The sequence below is a fragment of the Micromonospora sp. NPDC023814 genome, assembly GCF_040639595.1.
Taxonomy (GTDB): Bacteria; Actinomycetota; Actinomycetes; order Mycobacteriales; family Micromonosporaceae; genus Micromonospora.
On record NZ_JBFAAF010000012.1, the window covers coordinates 29,085 to 44,735 of the forward strand.

Here is a 15,651-nt window from a genome sequence, read left to right on the forward strand (position 1 = left end):
CGGGCGCCCGGTGGTCGGGCCGCCGGACGCCACGTGGGCGGTGGTCAGCCGCCGAAGCCGGAGTCGGCGGGGAGGGAGATGTCGGGCTTCTCCAGCTCCTCGACGTTGACGTCCTTGAAGGTCATCACCCGGACGTTCTTCACGAACCGGGCGGGGCGGTACATGTCCCACACCCAGGCGTCGTGCATCTCGACCTCGAAGTAGACCTCGCCGTCGGAGTTGCGCACGTGCAAGTCCACCTGGTTGGCCAGGTAGAACCGGCGCTCGGTCTCCACCACGTAGGAGAACTGGCGGACAATGTCGCGGTACTCCCGGTAGAGCTGCAGCTCCATCTCGGTCTCGTACTTCTCGAGATCTTCCGCGCTCATCGCACTCCGCCTTCCATGACCACATCTTCCCCCACCGACGCCGGAGGCCGAGGCTGCTCGCCCAACGCCACGCCGACGGTACCCCCTGCCGGCCCGGAGCGCTCCATCGGCTCGTCCGGCCTTGCGCCCACCGGGCGACGTGCCCTGGGTGGGGCGCCGTCCCGACCGGACACCACCGCCACGTTCACGTACGAGAACCGGTGCTCCCGGCACGGCCCCCGCTCCCGCAGCGCCGCGCTGTGCTCCGGCGTGATGTAACCCTTGTGCTCGGCGAACCCGTAGCCGGGGAACGTCCCGTCCATCTCGACCATGATCCGGTCCCGGGTCACCTTGGCGAGCACGCTGGCCGCCGCCACGCAGGCGGCCACCCGGTCGCCCTTCCACACCGCCAGCCCCGGCACGTCGAGGCCGTCCACCCCGAAGCCGTCGGTCAGCACGTACTCCGGGCGGGTGGCGAGCGAGGCGAGGGCGCGGCGCATCGCGGCCAGGTTGCACACGTGCAGGCCCCGCTCGTCGACCTCCTCGGCCGGGATGACCACCACGGAGTACGCCAGGGCGCGGGCGACGACCTCGTCGTAGACCCGCTCCCGGCTGGCCGGGGTGAGCAGCTTCGAGTCGGCCAGCCCGTCGATCTCGCCCCGGCGCCCCTCGGGCAGGATCGCGGCGGCGGCGACCAGCGGGCCGGCGCAGGCGCCGCGGCCCGCCTCGTCGGCCCCGGCGACGTGCCGGAAGCCGCGCCGCTGCAAGGCCCGCTCCAGCGCGTAGAGCCCGCCCTCGCGGCGTACCACCGTGCGCGGCGGCGTCAGCACGGCACACCTCCGTCGGCTGTCGGCGCCTCGGCCAGCGCCCGGGTCAGCACCGCCGGCAGGTCCGGCGGGTAGTAGCGCTCGTCGGTGGCGGCCAGCTCGGCCAGCGGCCACCACCGGTGGGCGGCGACGCTGGCCCGCTCGATCTCGCTGAAGCCGGCGGTGTCGACCTCGTGATCCGCCACCCGCACCAGGAAGAACTCCTGCTCCTGCCGATACCACACGCCGTCGAACGGGAACTCCGTGACGTCGCGGTGCACCGGCGCGCCGAACGCCGGGGCCGGCAGCCGCAGCCCGGTCTCCTCGGCCAACTCCCGCGCGGCGCCCTCGGCGTACGTCTCGCCGGGGTCCAGGCCGCCACCGGGGGTGAACCACCAGCGGCCGTGCTCGGGACGGGCCGGGTCGGAGCCGCTGAAGAGCAGCACCCGACCCGCCGCGTCGACGAGCAGGACGCGGGCCGCGCGCCGCGGGGTGTAGTCGGTCACCGCACCAGCCTGCCAGACGCCGCCGACAACGCCCACGCCCGGCGGCCCCTACGGCTCGGGGATGCCCTCGAACCCCTTCGGCACGCTCAGCCAGGTGGCCCGGTTGACCGGCCAGAAGACGGTGAACGCCCGCCCGACGACCTCGTCCTCGGGGATGGTGGCCGTCGTGATGTCCTGCCCGGACTGCTGCCAGTGCTCCAGCGAGTCGCCCGACGCCTCGCGGTGGTCGCCCATCACCCAGAGCCGTCCCTCCGGGACGGTGATGTCGAACTCCTCGGCGGTCTTGTCCCCCGGGTAGATGTACGGCTCGTCCAGCGGCTTGCCGTTGATCACCAGCCGCTCCTGCGGGTCGCAGCAGACCACGTGGTCGCCGCCGACGCCGATGACCCGCTTGATGAAGTCCTCGCCGTCGGGGTTGCTGCTCCACTCCAGGGGAGCCTTGAAGACGATCACCTCGCCCCGGCGCGGCGACCGGAAGTCGTAGACCAGCTTGTTGACCAGCACCCGATCGTCGATCTGGAGCGTGTTCTCCATGGACGGGGAGGGAATGAAGAAGGTCTGCAGCACGAAGGCTCGCACCAGCACCGCGACCAGGATCGCCACGCCCAGGAGGATGGGCAGCTCCTTCCAGAAGGAACTGCGGGGCTTGTCGGTCTGCTCGTCAATCACGGATGGAGCCTACGTTGCCCGGCTGGGCGCCACCGTCCGGAACGCCCGAGAACGGCCAGCGCGGCCACGAACGGGACGAGGAGCACCACTCCGCCGCCCGGGGTGGGACGCACCGGGGGCGGGGCCCCGGTGGAGGCGGCGGGCGGATCGGCGACGTCGTCGAAGGTGGCCGGCACCGACAGCGTGCTCCACCGTGACGACGGCCAGACCACCGTGAAGGCGCGGCCCACCACGTTGTCGATCGGCACCGGCCCCTGGCAGCGGGCGTCCTGCGAGACCAGCCGGTGGTCACCCATCACGAAGATCTGCCCGGGCGGGACCACGACCTCCTCGAAGCGCCGGGACCGGCACTCGCGGGGGTTCGGCGGGATGTCGAGCGGCGAGTCCCGGATGACGTACGACGACTCGTCGAGCGGCGTGCCGTTGACCAGCACCCGGCCCTGGGCGTCGCAGCACTTGACGCGGTCACCGGGCAGCGCGATGACCCGCTTGATGAAGTCCTTCTCGCCGGGGCGGCTGACGCCGATCAGGTCGCCGACCGTCCGGCCGAGCTTGCCCACGAACCCGGGCTCCGGCTGCTCGTCGACCTGCGGGGCCCACCGGTCGGTGCCCCGGAAGACGACCACCTCGCCCCGCACCGGGTCGCGTACGTCGTAGACGACCTTGTTGACCAGGACCCGGTCGCCGACGAGGAGCGTGTCCTCCATCGAGCCGGAGGGGATGAAGAACGCCTGGAGCAGGAAGGTGCGGATCAGCACCGCGAGGCAGAACGCGACGACCAGCAGCAGCGGCAGCTCCTGCCAGAGCGGCATCTGGCGGCGGGGGCGTCGCGCCCGGCGGCGCCACGGGTCGACGGCGCCGTCCTCGTCCAGCGTCTGCACCACGCCACTCCCCGGTCAGCAGATATGACAACTACCGCCCGGGAGCCTCGTCGAGGCCCCCCAGGCGGTAGTGGACGTCTCCCCCGCCCTCGGGGCGGGACGTCGCCCGGCTGCGCCCGTACGACCAGGGTAGTGCGGTCCGGTCGGTACGACACACGCGCAGCTCGGGCGGCGTGGCGAGCTTGAGGTCAACTCGGCTGCTTCTCGCGCTTCTCCTTGATCTTGGCCTTCTTGCCCCGCAGCTCGCGCAGGTAGTAGAGCTTGGCGCGACGCACGTCACCGCGGGTCACGATCTCGATCCGGTCGATGGCCGGGCTGTTGATCGGGTAGGTGCGCTCGACACCGACACCGAAGCTGATCTTGCGGACCGAGAAGGTCTCGCGCAGACCGTCACCCTGGCGGCAGATGACGACGCCCTGGAAGATCTGGACACGGGACCGGTTGCCCTCGACGACCCGGGCGTGCACCTTGACGGTGTCACCGGCACGGAAGTCGGGGAGGTCGGTCCGCTTCGACTGGGCGTCAAGGGCGTCCAGGATGTTCATCGCTGCGTCCTCGTGAGGCTCACGGCGCACCGTCAATCGGTGCGCGGGTGGGTGATTCTGATCCCCGGGTGTGGTCGGCGGCCCGACCTCGGTCGAGGATCCTCGCAGCCGTCCGCGGCGCGGCCGGTTGCGGCAACCCCCCTACTTTGCCACATCCCCCGGACACACCTGAAATCCGGCCCCGTCCAGCGCGGCGAGGTCCCGTTTGTCCAGGCGCTCCGGGTCGAGCGCGGCGAGCATGTCCGGGCGGCGCCGGGCGGTACGGGTCAGCGCCTGGTCCCGCCGCCAGCGGGCGATCCGCCCGTGGTCGCCGGAGCGGAGCACCTCCGGCACCTCCAGCCCGCGCCAGGTCGCCGGCTTGGTGTACATGGGGGCCTCCAGCAGCCCGTGGGCGTGCGACTCCTCGTCCAGCGAGCCCGCGTTGCCGAGCACCCCGGGCAGCAGCCGGGTGACCGCCTCCAGGATCACCAGGACGGCCACCTCCCCGCCAAAGAGGACGTAGTCACCGAGGGAGACCTCGGTGACCGGCATCCGGGTGGCGGCGTGGTCGAGCACCCGCTGGTCGATGCCCTCGTACCGGCCGCAGGCGAAGAGCAGGTGCGGCTCGGCCGCCAGCTCGTGCGCCATCGCCTGGGTGAAGGGGGCGCCCGTCGGCGCGGGCACCACCAGCCGGGGCGGGGCCACCTCCGCCGGGGCGAGGGCGTCGAGCGCCTCGCCCCACGGCTCCGGCCGCATCACCATGCCGGGCCCGCCGCCGTACGGCGTGTCGTCGACCGTGCGGTGCACGTCGTGGGTCCAGCTCCGCAGGTCGTGTACGGCCAGCCGCAGCGTGCCGTTCGCCCGCGCCCTGCCGATCAGCGACAGGTCCAGCGGGGCGAAGTACTCCGGGAAGATCGACACGATGTCGACGCGCATGCGGGGGTGCTCCAGCGGCTCTACAGGTCGAGCAGACCGGCCGGCGGGTCGACGACGACGCGACCGCCGGCGAGGTCAACCTCGGGAACGATCGCCTTGACGAACGGGATGAGCGCGGTGCGGCCCTCGGGGCGGCGCAGCACCAGCAGGTCGGAGGCGGGGGCGTGGTCGATCCGGGCCACCTCGCCCAGCCGCTCGCCGCCCGGGGTGACCACGGCCAGCCCGACGAGCTGGTGGTCGTGGAACTCCTCCGGATCCTCCGGCGGGGCGACGTCGGCGCTGTCGACCGCGACGAGGGTGCCGCGCAGCGCCTCGGCGACGTCCCGGTCCAGCACGCCCTCGAACGCCACCAGCAGCCGTCCCTGGTGCCAACGGGCGGATTCCACGGTCAGCTCGGCGGGGACCCGGAACGGCTCCCCGTGCTCGGGCGCGGCCTGCTGCGGCGGCGCCGCTCCCGGTTCGGTACGCAAAACCGAACCGGGAGCGAAGCGCGCTTCGGGCTCGTCGGTCCGCACTTCCACGGTGACCTCACCGCGGATGCCGTGCGGCTTGCCGATCCTGCCGACGATGAGCAGCATCAGTACGAGTCGACGATGTCGACGCGTACGCCGCGCCCGCCGATGGAGCCGATCACCTGGCGCAGCGCCTTGGCGGTCCGGCCGGACCGCCCGATCACCGTGCCGAGGTCCTCCGGGTGCACGCGGACTTCGAGCCGCTTGCCCCGACGGTTGTCGACCAGCCGGACGCGCACGTCATCGGGGTGGTCGACGATGCCCTTGACCAGGTGCTCCAGCGCCGGACGCAGTGCCATGTCAGGCCTGCTCGCCGGAGTCCGCACCGGCAGCCGGGGCCTCGGCCGGAGCCTCGGTCTTCGGCGCCTCGGCCGGGGCCTCGACCTTGGCGGCCTTCTTGGCCGGCTTGGCCGGGGTCTCCGCCAGCCCGGCGGCGGCCTTCGCCTCGGCCTCGTACGCGGCGGTGCGGTCGACCCGCTCCGCGGCGACCTTCAGCGGCGGCGGGGCCGGCAGGCCCTTGAACTTCTGCCAGTCACCGGTCAGCTCCAGCAGCCGCTGCACCGCCTCGCTCGGCTGGGCGCCGACGGACAGCCAGTACTGGACCCGCTCCGACTTGACCTCGATCACCGAAGGGTCTTCCTTCGGCTGGTAGACCCCGACGAACTCGATCGCCCGGCCGTCGCGCTTGGTGCGCGAGTCGGCGACGACGATGCGGTACTGCGGGTTGCGGATCTTGCCCATCCGCAGGAGCCGGATCTTTACGGCCACAGTTGTTTCGCTCCTGTTGCGATCTCACCAGCCCTGACGAGGGCGGTGCACGGGTGAGCGCCGACCGGCACAGTGGGGTTTGGGCCGGAGACTGCTCGGTGGACTGGCGCGGTGCCCGGGTTAGAGGGCGCCGGACACACGCCGGATACCAGCCAGCCATTCTGCCAGATCGGGCCGGGATCCCTCACACCGGACCGCCCGGGGTCACCCGCGCACCGACGGAAGTGACCGAAAACACACCTGCCGGGTCAGCGCACCGGGGGGCGGTCCCAGCCGGGCGGCAGCTCGTCGGGGGTGGTCCACTCCGCCGGCGGGGCGAAGTCGCACCAGGTGCCGTCGAACGGGAACTCCCCCGCCTCGGCCAGCGCGATCACCCGCTTGCCCTCGGCCCGGACGGCGTCGGGGTCGGCGACCCAGTAGTGCGCGGGGAAGGCGAGCCGCTCGACGAACTCGTCCTCGTCCTTCCACTCCCAGCCCAGGTCCGGCCGGACGACCACGTCGAGGTCCTGGTCCACCATGTCGACCCCGGCGAGCGCGCCGTCGTCCCAGCGCACCCCGGGCTCCTCCAGGTTGACGTACCAGGCGGCGAAGCGGTCGTGCGCGTCGCGGAACCACCACACCGAGTGGCTTGCCCCGGCGGGCAGGAACTTCAGCACGGGCGGGCCGTTCCACCGGCCGGCGGCCAGGCGGTAGGACGAGGAGACCCACTCGGCGAACGGCACCGCCCGCATGCCCAGCCCGGCCTCGGTGACCTCGCTCGCCACGGGCGAGTTCCGGGCCACCCAGAGCACCAGGCCCCGGTCGTCGTCGCTGACCACCCGGGCGGCGCGCACCCAGCCGATCCGGCCCCGGCGCACGTTGCGGTGCACGATCAGCCGCCCCGGTTCGAATCTCACGCCCCGACCCTACCGCTGCCCGCCTCGCGAGCCCGCCCACCCGCTCCGGGTGTAAGGAAGGGCCCCTTCCTCTACCTCAGGCGTTAGGAAGGGCCCCTTCCTTACACCGCGCTCAGTAGGCGCGGGCCAGGATGGCGACGAGGTCCGGCTCGTCCTCGGAGTCGGGCACGGAGCCGTCGGCGCGGAGCAGGCAGCGCACGGTGACGCCCTGCCCGTTGGCCTCCGCCTCGCCCTGGACGCCGACCGCCGACCACGGCACCCGGGCCCAGCCGGTGGCGGCCGCCTCGATCGCCTCGGCCAGGGTCGACACCTCGACGGTGCGGGACTGGCGGTGCGCCAGGGCCTGGTCGTGCAGCGCCTGCTGGTCGGCGTCGAGGGCGGCCAGCACGGTGGTGACCACGTCGGCCACGGCCGTCGGGGACTTCGAGCCGTCGGTGCGCCGGACCACGACGGCGTTGCCGGCGGCCAGGTCGCGGGGGCCGACCTCGACGCGTACCGGATAGCCGCGCAGCTCGGCGTCGACGGCCCGGCGGCCGAACGGGGTGTCGGTGCGGTCGTCGAGCGCGACCCGGACACCGGCGTCGCGCAGCGCGTCGCGCAACTTGGTCGCCGCCTCTCCGACGCCCTCGCCGTCCTTGACCACCATGACGTACGCCTGCACCGGCGCCAGCTTCGGCGGCACCCGCAGGCCGTTGTCGTCGCCGTGGCACATGATCAGGCCGCCGAGCATCCGGGTCGAGGTGCCCCAGGAGGTCGTCCAGGCGTGCTCCCGGCCGCCCTCGGCCGACGAGTAGCTGATGTCGAACGCCTTGGCGAAGTTCTGCCCCAGCTCGTGGCTGGTGCCGAGCTGGAGGGCCTTGCCGTCACCCATCATGCCTTCGCAGGTGTAGGTGGCGGTCGCGCCGGCGAAGCGCTCGCGGGCCGTCTTCAGGCCGACGACCACCGGGATGGCGAGCACGTTGACCATCAGGTCCTCGTACGCCTCGTGCAGGATCCTGCGGGCGTAGGCCCGCGCGTCGGAGCGGGTGGCGTGGGCCGTGTGCCCCTCCTGCCACAGGAACTCGCTGGTGCGCAGGAAGACCCGGGGGCGCAGCTCCCAGCGGACCACGTTGGCCCACTGGTTGAGCAGCAGCGGCAGGTCCCGGTAGGAGTCGATCCACTTGGCCATGAACTCGCCGATGACGGTCTCGCTGGTGGGGCGCACCACGACCGGCTCGGCGAGCTGCTTGCCGCCGCCGTGGGTGACCACCGCGAGCTCCGGCGAGAAGCCCTCGACGTGCTCGGCCTCCCGCTTGAGGTAGCTCTCGGGGATGAAGAGCGGGAAGTACGCGTTCTCCGCGCCCGCCGCCTTGATCCGGGCGTCCATCTCGGCCTGCATCCGCTCCCAGATGGCGTAGCCGGCCGGCCGGATGACCATGGTCCCCCGGACCGGGCCGTTGTCGGCCAGCTTCGCCTTGGCGATCAGGTCCTGGTACCAGCGGGGAAAGTCCTCCGCACGGGGAGTGAGCACGCGTGCCATGACCGCACATCCTATGCGTCGGCCGTCCGGACGGCGCGATCGGGCGCGGTGTCGTCGTCAGCTACCGGGACGGCCGGGTGCGGCGGGCCGGGGGCGTACGCCACCATGGCAGCGTGAACAACGGCAGCCGGTCCAGGGACGCGATCGTCGACGCCGCCCGGGCGCTGACGGTCGCGAGCGGTTGGGACGCCGTCCGGATGGGTGCCGTCGCACGGGCGGCCGGGGTCAGCCGGCAGACGGTCTACAACGAGTTCGGCAGCAAGGCGGGGCTGGCCGAGGCGCTCGCCCGGCGGGAGGTCGACCGGTTCGTCGGCGACGTGCGCGCCCTCCTGCGCGCACACGGCGACGACGTCCGGGCGGCCGCGCACGCCACCATCTCGCACACCCTCACGCAGGCGGCCGGCGACCCGTTGATCAAGGCCGTCCTGACCAGCACCGGGGGCGGCTCCGACGAGCTGCTGCCCTACCTGACCACCCGGTCGGACCTGGTCCTGACCGAGGCCACCGAGGCGCTCCTGGAGTGGGCCGACGGCGTGCTGCCGGGCGCCGACCGGGCCGCGGTCGCCTTCGCCACGGACTCGGTCGTCCGGTTGGTGATCAGCCACATCGTCCTGCCCGGCGCCCCGGTCGCACAGACCGCCGCCGACCTCGCCGACCTGGCGGTGTACCTGCTCCTGCACGCGGTCACCCGGGGCGCCCACACCGGCTGACCGGCACGGCACCGGAGCGGGAGCGCCCACCCGCCGGCGGGTGGGCACGGCAGGTCAGCGGACGACGCGACCGCGCAGCACGATGCGGGCGGGGCTGCGCACGGCGCGCAGGTCGGCGCGCGGGTCCTCGGGATAGACGACGAGGTCCGCCAGGCCGCCCTCGACCAGGCCGGGGAAGCCCAGCCACTCGCGGCCCCGCCAGGACGCGGCGGCGAGGACGTCCACCGCCGACATGCCGGCCTGCTCGTGCAGCAGCAGCATCTCCTCGGCAGCCAGGCCGTGGTCGATGCCGCCGCCCGCGTCCGTGCCCACGTAGATCGGCACCCCCGCCTCGTACGCGGCCCGGACCACCTCGGGGAAGCGGTCGCGCAGGGCGAGCATGTGGTCGGCGTACCCGGGGAACTTGGGCCGGGCCTGCTCGGCGATCCCGCCGAAGGTGCGGATGTTGATCATCGTGGGGACCAGGGCGGTGCCCTGCCGGGCCATCAGGTCGATCAGGTCGAGGCTCAGGCCCGTGCCGTGCTCGACCGAGTCCACCCCGGCCCGCACCATGATCTCCACGGCCGACTCGCTGAAGGTGTGCACCGCGGCGCGTACCCCGGCGGCGTGCGCGGCCGCGACGGCCGCGGTCATCGTGTCGGCGTCCCAGGACGGCGCCAGGTCCCCCACGCCCCGGTCGATCCAGTCGCCGACCAGCTTGACCCAGCCGTTGCCGGCGGCCGCCTGCGCGGCGACCGTGTCGGCGACCTCCGCCGCGCCGACCTCCACGCCGATGTCGCGCAGGTAGCGCTTCGGCGGCGCGACGTGCCGGCCGGCGCGGGCCAGGCGCGGCAGCTCCGGCTCGTCGTCGAGTTCCGGATACGGGTACGGCGAGCCGGCGTCGCGGATGGCGAGCACCCCGGCGTCGACGTCGGTGCGGGCCAGCGCACGGGCCTGGTCGAGGGAGGTGATCGGCGCCCCGCCCCGGGCGATGCCGATGTGGCAGTGCGCGTCGATCAGGCCGGGCAGCACGAAGCCGCCGTCGACGAGCGTCTCCGCGCCGGGCACCGGTTCGAAGGTGACCCGGTCGCCGACCAGCCAGAGGTCCCGGACCTCGTCGTCGGGCAGCAGCACGCCGCGTACGTGCCAGGCCATGCGTCCTCCGGTCGGTGGGCGAAAGAGCGGTCTGCGGCCATTCTTCCCGGTCGGCGTGGCCCGGTCCCGGCCGGGCCGTCCCCGGCGGGCGGCAGGCCGCCGGGGCGACCCGGACATCGGCCGGGCCTGGTGTCCTGACCGGTCGCACGGAAACGGGGCCCGGCCGGTCACGGCCGGGCCCCGCCCGTGTGGATGGCGCGGTCAGTCGCCGTCGCGCGCGAGCAGCCCGGCCCGCCGAGTCGTCAGCGCGGGCAGGTCGACGGAGACCTTCCAGGGCCGCTCGGTGACGAAGAGGTCCTCGGTGTGGGTCACCACCTCGTACTCGCCGGTGGGGCCGAGCGTGTATTCCGTCAGGGTCATCCGCTCGTGCAGCGGGTCGACCACCCAGTACGTCCGCACCCCGGCGTGCGCGTAGACCTTCGCCTTGTCGTAGAGGTCGCGGAACGTGGAGGTCGGCGAGAGGACCTCGACGGCCAGCAGGGCGTCCTCGACGGGGACGGGCGACCGGTCGGCGTGTTCGCGGCGGATCGCGACCACGTCGGGGCGCGGCTCGTTGCGGCGGTCGATCCGCATCGACAGGTCGATGCTGACCAGGTAGTCGGCGGGGCAGTTGACCCGGAGTGCGAGCAGCAGCTCGACGCACAGGTCCTGGTGCACGGCGGTGGGGGACGGCACGATCAACCTTCCGTTGACCAACTCGTACGGAAGGTCCTTCGGCAGGTCACCGAGGTCGTCAACCGTCCACTCCGACCGCTCGGGCAGGATGGGTGCCACGGTCATGACTCCTCCTTCCAGGGGCGACATCACCCTAAGCAAGGATGACGTCACCCGCCGCCAACGACACGCCTCAGCGGGGCCGGCCGTCGCCGCCCTTGCCGAGCTTGTTGAAGTCGATCTTCGGAAGCTTGAAGCCCGGGGGCAGGCCCTGGCCGGCGGCCAGGTCGTTCGGGTCCATCCCCGGCGGGAGCTGCGGCATGCCGCCCGGGAAGCCGCCCGGCAGGCCGGCGCCCGCCCCGGCGCGCGGCCGACCGCCGCCCTTGGTGCCCTTGCGCTTGTTCTTCGGCGACTTGGTCGCCTTGCGCCGGCCGCCGCCGGGCAGGCCCATCATGCCGCCCATCTGCTTCATCATCTTCTGCGCGTCGGCGAAGCGGTTGAGCAGCTGGTTGACGTCCATCACGGTGACGCCGGAGCCGTTGGCGATGCGGGCCCGGCGGGAGCCGTTGATGATCTTCGGGTTGGTGCGCTCGCCCGGCGTCATCGACCGGATGATCGCGGTGACCCGGTCGAAGTGCTTGTCGTCCAGCTCCGCGAGCTGGTCCTTCATCTGCCCCATGCCCGGCATCATGGCCAGCACGTTGGCGATCGGGCCCATCCGGCGGACCGCGATGAGCTGGTCGAGGAAGTCCTCCAGGGTGAACTGCTCGCCGCCCATCAGCTTGGCGGTCATCTTCTCCTTCTGATCGGCGTCGAAGGCCTGCTCGGCCTGCTCGATCAGAGTGAGGACGTCGCCCATGCCCAGGATCCGGCTGGCCATCCGGTCGGGGTGGAAGACGTCGAAGTCCTCCAGCTTCTCGCCGGTGGAGGCGAACAGGATGGGCTGCCCGGTGACCTCCCGGACCGACAGCGCGGCGCCGCCGCGGGCGTCGCCGTCGAGCTTGGAGAGGACCACGCCGGTGATGCCGACCCCGTCGCGGAACGCCTCGGCGGTGCGCACAGCGTCCTGACCGACCATGGCGTCGATGACGAAGATGACCTCTTCGGGGTCGACCGCGTCGCGGATGTCGGCGGCCTGCTGCATCATCTCGGCGTCGATGCCCAGCCGGCCGGCGGTGTCGACGATGACGATGTCCCGGGCCGCCCGCTTCGCGTGCTCGATCGAGGCGCGGGCAACCTGCACCGGGTCGCCGACGCCGTTGCCGGGCTCGGGGGCGTACACCTCGACGCCGGCGCGGCCACCGAGCACCTGGAGCTGGCCGACGGCGTTGGGGCGCTGGAGGTCGGCGGCGACCAGCAGCGGCTGGTGCCCCTGGGCCTTCAGCCAGCGGGCCAGCTTGCCGGCGAGGGTGGTCTTGCCGGAACCCTGGAGACCGGCCAGCATGATCACGGTCGGCGGCTGCTTGGCGAACTGGAGCCGCCGACCCTCGCCACCGAGCACGTTGACCAGCTCGTCGTTGACGATCTTGATGATCTGCTGGGCGGGGTTGAGCGCCTGGGAGACCTCGGCGCCGCGCGCCCGCTCCTTGACGTTCGCGATGAAGCCCTTGACCACCGGCAGCGCGACGTCCGCCTCCAGCAGCGCGAGGCGGATCTCGCGCGCGGTGGCGTCGATGTCGGCGTCGGTGAGCCGGCCCTTGCCGCGGAGCTTGGTGAAGATCCCGGACAGGCGGTCACTCAAGGTGTCAAACACGCGAACATCCCGTTTGTCAGTGTTTCGGCGGGCACAGGTCGGCCGGCACGCACAAGGCCGGCCACCCGCAAGGGTAACCGTCCCACCTCGCCATTGCTTCCGGGCGGCCCGACCACCCCGGCCCGCCCGGCGCCCGGCGACCCGGGCCGCTGGCGCCGCCACCCCGCGACCAGCCCCGACCGGTACGCGAACACAACCAGCTCGCCCGGCTTCACCGTCGCCCGACTGACGTGGGTACGCGCGGTCGGCGGCCTCGGCGGGCGGCCGGCTCCGCGTAGCGCAGCTCGACGTGGTGCGCCCGGACGTCCGCGCTCAGACGGCGGCGAGGACGACAGCCTCCAGCCGCGCCCGGGCGGCGTCGTCCGGCCAGCCGCCGACCAGGTAGAACGCGTCCACCACGTCCCCGCCGAGGGTGGAGATGCGGGCCGCGCGGACCTGGGCGCCGGCCTCGTCGAGGGCGCAGGTCACCCGGTAGAGCAGGCCGGCCGCGTCGGCGGCACGCAGCTCCAGCAGCACCGCGTCGGTGGCCGCCTCCCGGTGCCAGACCACCCGGGGCGCGGCCCCCTCGGCCCGCGCCGCCAGGGCCCGGCCGCGCAGCCGCTGGGTGACCGAGACGTCGCCGTTCACCGCGCGGCGCAGGTCGGCGCCGAGGGCGATCGGGTCGGGGGCCAGGCCGTGGCGGGGCTGCACCCGACACTCGACCAGGGCCCGGCCGTCGACCGTGGAGGCGTCGGCGGAGATCACCTCCAGCCGGTGCAGGGCCAGGCACCCGGCCACCGTCGCGAGCAGGCCGCGCCGGTCCGCCGCGGCCACCGCCACCCGGTCCCCGGTCAGGTGTACGACCGGCAGGGGGCCCGCCAGCAGCGCCGGGTCCGGGGCGGGCGGGGCGGGCAGCGCGCCGGTGTCCAGGGCGGTGCGTACCCGGGCGACCAGCTCGGCGACCAGCCGGCCCTTCCAGTCCGACCAGGCGGCCGGACCGGTGGCGGCGGCGTCGGCGCGGACCAGGGCGTGCAGCAGGTCCAGGGTGGTGGTGTCGCCGACCCGCTCGGCCACCCCGGCGATGGTGACCGGCTCGGCGAGGTCCCGCCGGGTGGCCACGTCGGGCAGGAGCAGGTGCAGCCGGACCAGCGTGCCGATCAGCGCCGCCTCCGGACCGGGCAGGCCGATCCGGGCGGCCACCGCCTCGGCCAGCGGAGCCCCGGCCGTGCTGTGGTCCCCCGGCAGCCCCTTGCCGACGTCGTGCAGCAGGGCGCCGAGCAGCAGCAGGTCGGGGCGGTCGACCTCGCGGGTGTGGCGGCTGGCCTCGTACGCGGTCTGCACGAGATGCCGGTCGAGGGTGAACCGGTGCACCGGGTTGTGCTGCGGGAGGCTGCGCAGCCGGGTCCACTCGGGCAGCCAGCGCTCGATCAGCCCGTACCGGTCGCAGGTCTCCCAGGCCGGCACCAGGCCGGGACCGGCGCCGAGCAGGGTGACGAGCGCGGCCCGGGCCTCGGCCGGCCACGGCGCCGGCAGCGGCGGACAGTACACGGCCAGCCACTCGCAGGTGGCCCGGGCGATCGGCAGCCGGGTGGTGGCCGCGGCGGCGGCGACCCGCAGCGACAGGCTCGGGTCGGGTCGCGCGCCGATCGCGGTGCGGGCCAGCACCAGCTCGCCGTCGTGCTCCACGACGTCCCGGGCCACCGGCCGGCGCACCGGGCGCCCGTCGGTCCCCCGGCGGCGGCCCGAGCGGAGCCGGTCGGCGGCGCGGAAGGCGTCGTCGAGGGCGTGGCTGACGGTCCGGGCGTCCCCGGCCACCCGGCGCAGCAGCGCGTCGCCGTCCACGCCGTCGACGGCTCCCGCCCGCTGCGCGGCGTCGGGCGGGAGGGGTCGGAGCTGCGGGGCGTCGGGCCCGGCGGGCGGGGGTTGGCGCAGCCCGAGTAGCGCGGCGACGCCGTCGCGTTCCTGGGCGACCAGCCGGTCGACCCGGCGGCCGACCTGCACATGCAGCGCGTCCCGGGTGTCCAGCAGCCGCCGGTGCGCGGCGCGGACGGCGGGGCGCAACGCGTCGGTGATCCCGGCGGTGGCGATCGCCCGCAGGATGCCCACGTCGCGCAGCCCGCCGGCGGCCTCCTTCAGGTCGCCCTCGAGCAGGAAGGCCAGTTCGCCGTGGGCCTCCCAGCGGGCGGCGGTGACCTCCCGCAACCCGGGGAGCTGCCGTACGGCGGTGCGCCGCCAGTGGTCGACGGCGGACCGGACGAGCGTGTCGGCGAGGGCGGCGTCCCCGGCGACCAGCCGCGCGTCGAGCAGCCCGAGGGCGACCTTCACGTCGTCCTGGGCGACCGACAGCGCCTCGGCGACGGTGCGGACGGAGTGGTCGAGCCGCAGCCCGGCGTCCCAGACGGGATACCAGACCGCCGCGGCGAGCTCGTCCACGCCGGGCACCCCGGCGTGCAGCAGCACGAGGTCGAGGTCGCCGTGCGGGGCGCACTGCCGCCGTCCCAGCCCGCCGACGGCGACGAGCGCCACACCGGGCCGGTCCGGCAGCAGCGCGCGTAGCCACCGGTCGTGGGCGTCGGCGCGCGCGGCCCGGGCCGCCTCCCCCACGCCCGCGTCCGCGCCGACGAACCCGTCGACCGGGCGGTCCGGGCCGCCGCTGCCGGCGTGGCCCGACGCGTTCCTCCCGGTCGACGAGGTCATGTCGGTCGTGGCCCGGTCAGAGCGCGTCGAGGCCGCGCTCGCCGGTGCGGACCCGGACGACCTCGTCGACGGAGGTCACCCAGACCTTCCCGTCGCCGATCTTGCCGGTCCGGGCGGCGGCGACGACGGCGTCGACGATCTTCTCCACGTCGATCTCGTCGGTGAGCACCTCCACCCGGATCTTGGGCAGGAACTCGACGGTGTACTCGGCACCCCGGTAGACCTCGGTGTGCCCCTTCTGCCGGCCGTAGCCCTGGACCTCGCTGACGGTCAGGCCGGCCACGCCGAGGGCGTGCAGGGCCTCCTTCACCGCGTCCAGTTGGTACGGCTTGATGACCGCGGTCACCAGCTTCATGTCCA

The 15,651-nt window shown here is 73.8% G+C and carries 17 protein-coding genes and 1 pseudogene; 1 reads left to right on the forward strand and 17 read right to left on the reverse strand.

Translation table 11 applies throughout. From position 1 onward, the window contains the following. Positions 1-44: 44 nt before the first annotated feature. The 12 genes and pseudogenes from AB0G14_RS08850 to proS form a co-directional block, all read right to left on the reverse strand. Positions 45-368, reverse strand: coding sequence for a DUF2469 domain-containing protein (locus AB0G14_RS08850; protein WP_007075222.1), 324 nt, complete (start codon positions 366-368; stop codon positions 45-47). Beyond that, complete coding sequence (locus AB0G14_RS08855) at positions 365-1,177, reverse strand: ribonuclease HII (protein ID WP_357695237.1); 813 nt, start codon at positions 1,175-1,177, stop codon at positions 365-367. The genes AB0G14_RS08850 and AB0G14_RS08855 overlap by 4 nt, the downstream gene beginning before the upstream one ends. Further along, positions 1,171-1,659, reverse strand: coding sequence for an NUDIX domain-containing protein (locus AB0G14_RS08860; RefSeq protein WP_357695239.1), 489 nt, complete (start codon positions 1,657-1,659; stop codon positions 1,171-1,173). Before AB0G14_RS08860 ends, AB0G14_RS08855 begins: the two co-directional genes overlap by 7 nt. A 48-nt stretch (positions 1,660-1,707) precedes the next feature. Beyond that, positions 1,708-2,328 (reverse strand): signal peptidase I, encoded by a 621-nt coding sequence (lepB, locus tag AB0G14_RS08865; protein ID WP_357453366.1) that lies wholly within the window; start codon positions 2,326-2,328, stop codon positions 1,708-1,710. A gap of 9 nt (positions 2,329-2,337) precedes the next feature. After that, positions 2,338-3,212: pseudogene (gene lepB / locus AB0G14_RS08870) on the reverse strand (signal peptidase I). A 185-nt stretch (positions 3,213-3,397) separates the two neighbouring features. After that, positions 3,398-3,754 carry a 50S ribosomal protein L19 gene (gene rplS / locus AB0G14_RS08875; RefSeq protein ID WP_357695241.1) on the reverse strand — a complete coding sequence of 119 codons (357 nt, stop codon included), beginning with the start codon at positions 3,752-3,754 and terminating at the stop codon, positions 3,398-3,400. 141 nt (positions 3,755-3,895) lie between these two features. Continuing rightward, positions 3,896-4,669 (reverse strand): tRNA (guanosine(37)-N1)-methyltransferase TrmD, encoded by a 774-nt coding sequence (trmD, locus tag AB0G14_RS08880; RefSeq protein ID WP_357695243.1) that lies wholly within the window; start codon positions 4,667-4,669, stop codon positions 3,896-3,898. A gap of 20 nt (positions 4,670-4,689) precedes the next feature. Next, positions 4,690-5,244 (reverse strand): ribosome maturation factor RimM, encoded by a 555-nt coding sequence (gene rimM, locus AB0G14_RS08885; protein WP_350680457.1) that lies wholly within the window; start codon positions 5,242-5,244, stop codon positions 4,690-4,692. A gap of 2 nt (positions 5,245-5,246) precedes the next feature. Beyond that, the gene (locus tag AB0G14_RS08890; RefSeq protein ID WP_176737275.1) at positions 5,247-5,507 is read right to left on the reverse strand and encodes an RNA-binding protein; all 261 of its coding nucleotides are present in this window, start codon (positions 5,505-5,507) and stop codon (positions 5,247-5,249) included. Beyond that, the gene (rpsP, locus tag AB0G14_RS08895) at positions 5,482-5,949 is read right to left on the reverse strand and encodes a 30S ribosomal protein S16 (protein ID WP_357695246.1); all 468 of its coding nucleotides are present in this window, start codon (positions 5,947-5,949) and stop codon (positions 5,482-5,484) included. The genes AB0G14_RS08890 and rpsP overlap by 26 nt, the downstream gene beginning before the upstream one ends. A 248-nt stretch (positions 5,950-6,197) precedes the next feature. Then, complete coding sequence (locus tag AB0G14_RS08900; RefSeq protein WP_357695248.1) at positions 6,198-6,845, reverse strand: DUF402 domain-containing protein; 648 nt, start codon at positions 6,843-6,845, stop codon at positions 6,198-6,200. A 112-nt stretch (positions 6,846-6,957) separates the two neighbouring features. Next, a complete protein-coding gene (proS, locus tag AB0G14_RS08905; protein ID WP_357695250.1) occupies positions 6,958-8,364 on the reverse strand; it encodes a proline--tRNA ligase in 1,407 nt (468 codons plus the stop codon). A 113-nt stretch (positions 8,365-8,477) separates the two neighbouring features. Here proS and AB0G14_RS08910 point away from each other — a divergent pair, with 113 nt between their 5' ends. Then, positions 8,478-9,074: a TetR family transcriptional regulator gene (locus AB0G14_RS08910; protein WP_357695252.1), complete on the forward strand. Its 597-nt coding sequence runs from the start codon at positions 8,478-8,480 to the stop codon at positions 9,072-9,074. Positions 9,075-9,128: 54 nt separating this feature from the next. On the opposite strand, the gene AB0G14_RS08915 is transcribed toward AB0G14_RS08910, so the two are convergent. The 5 genes from AB0G14_RS08915 to AB0G14_RS08935 form a co-directional block, all read right to left on the reverse strand. Continuing rightward, positions 9,129-10,208, reverse strand: a complete 1,080-nt coding sequence (locus AB0G14_RS08915) for an amidohydrolase family protein (RefSeq protein WP_357695254.1) — start codon at positions 10,206-10,208, stop codon at positions 9,129-9,131. Positions 10,209-10,409: 201 nt separating this feature from the next. Continuing rightward, positions 10,410-10,988 (reverse strand): Uma2 family endonuclease, encoded by a 579-nt coding sequence (locus AB0G14_RS08920; RefSeq protein ID WP_357695256.1) that lies wholly within the window; start codon positions 10,986-10,988, stop codon positions 10,410-10,412. Positions 10,989-11,055: 67 nt separating this feature from the next. After that, a complete protein-coding gene (gene ffh / locus AB0G14_RS08925; protein ID WP_357695258.1) occupies positions 11,056-12,615 on the reverse strand; it encodes a signal recognition particle protein in 1,560 nt (519 codons plus the stop codon). 312 nt (positions 12,616-12,927) lie between these two features. Continuing rightward, a complete protein-coding gene (locus AB0G14_RS08930) occupies positions 12,928-15,291 on the reverse strand; it encodes a [protein-PII] uridylyltransferase (RefSeq protein ID WP_357695260.1) in 2,364 nt (787 codons plus the stop codon). Positions 15,292-15,307: 16 nt separating this feature from the next. Next, positions 15,308-15,646 carry a P-II family nitrogen regulator gene (locus AB0G14_RS08935; RefSeq protein WP_357695411.1) on the reverse strand — a complete coding sequence of 113 codons (339 nt, stop codon included), beginning with the start codon at positions 15,644-15,646 and terminating at the stop codon, positions 15,308-15,310. Positions 15,647-15,651 lie beyond the last annotated feature (5 nt).

Excerpts from the sequence above, each read along its gene's own strand:
- rplS (WP_357695241.1), bottom strand. The coding sequence starts at position 3,754 with ATGAACATCCTGGACGCCCTTGACGCCCAGTCGAAGCGGACCGACCTC.
- proS (WP_357695250.1), bottom strand. The coding sequence starts at position 8,364 with ATGGCACGCGTGCTCACTCCCCGTGCGGAGGACTTTCCCCGCTGGTAC.
- AB0G14_RS08850 (WP_007075222.1), bottom strand. The coding sequence starts at position 368 with ATGAGCGCGGAAGATCTCGAGAAGTACGAGACCGAGATGGAGCTGCAG.
- AB0G14_RS08915 (WP_357695254.1), bottom strand. The coding sequence starts at position 10,208 with ATGGCCTGGCACGTACGCGGCGTGCTGCTGCCCGACGACGAGGTCCGG.
- AB0G14_RS08935 (WP_357695411.1), bottom strand. The coding sequence starts at position 15,646 with ATGAAGCTGGTGACCGCGGTCATCAAGCCGTACCAACTGGACGCGGTG.
- AB0G14_RS08920 (WP_357695256.1), bottom strand. The coding sequence starts at position 10,988 with ATGACCGTGGCACCCATCCTGCCCGAGCGGTCGGAGTGGACGGTTGAC.
- trmD (WP_357695243.1), bottom strand. The coding sequence starts at position 4,669 with ATGCGCGTCGACATCGTGTCGATCTTCCCGGAGTACTTCGCCCCGCTG.
- AB0G14_RS08930 (WP_357695260.1), bottom strand. The coding sequence starts at position 15,291 with ATGACCTCGTCGACCGGGAGGAACGCGTCGGGCCACGCCGGCAGCGGC.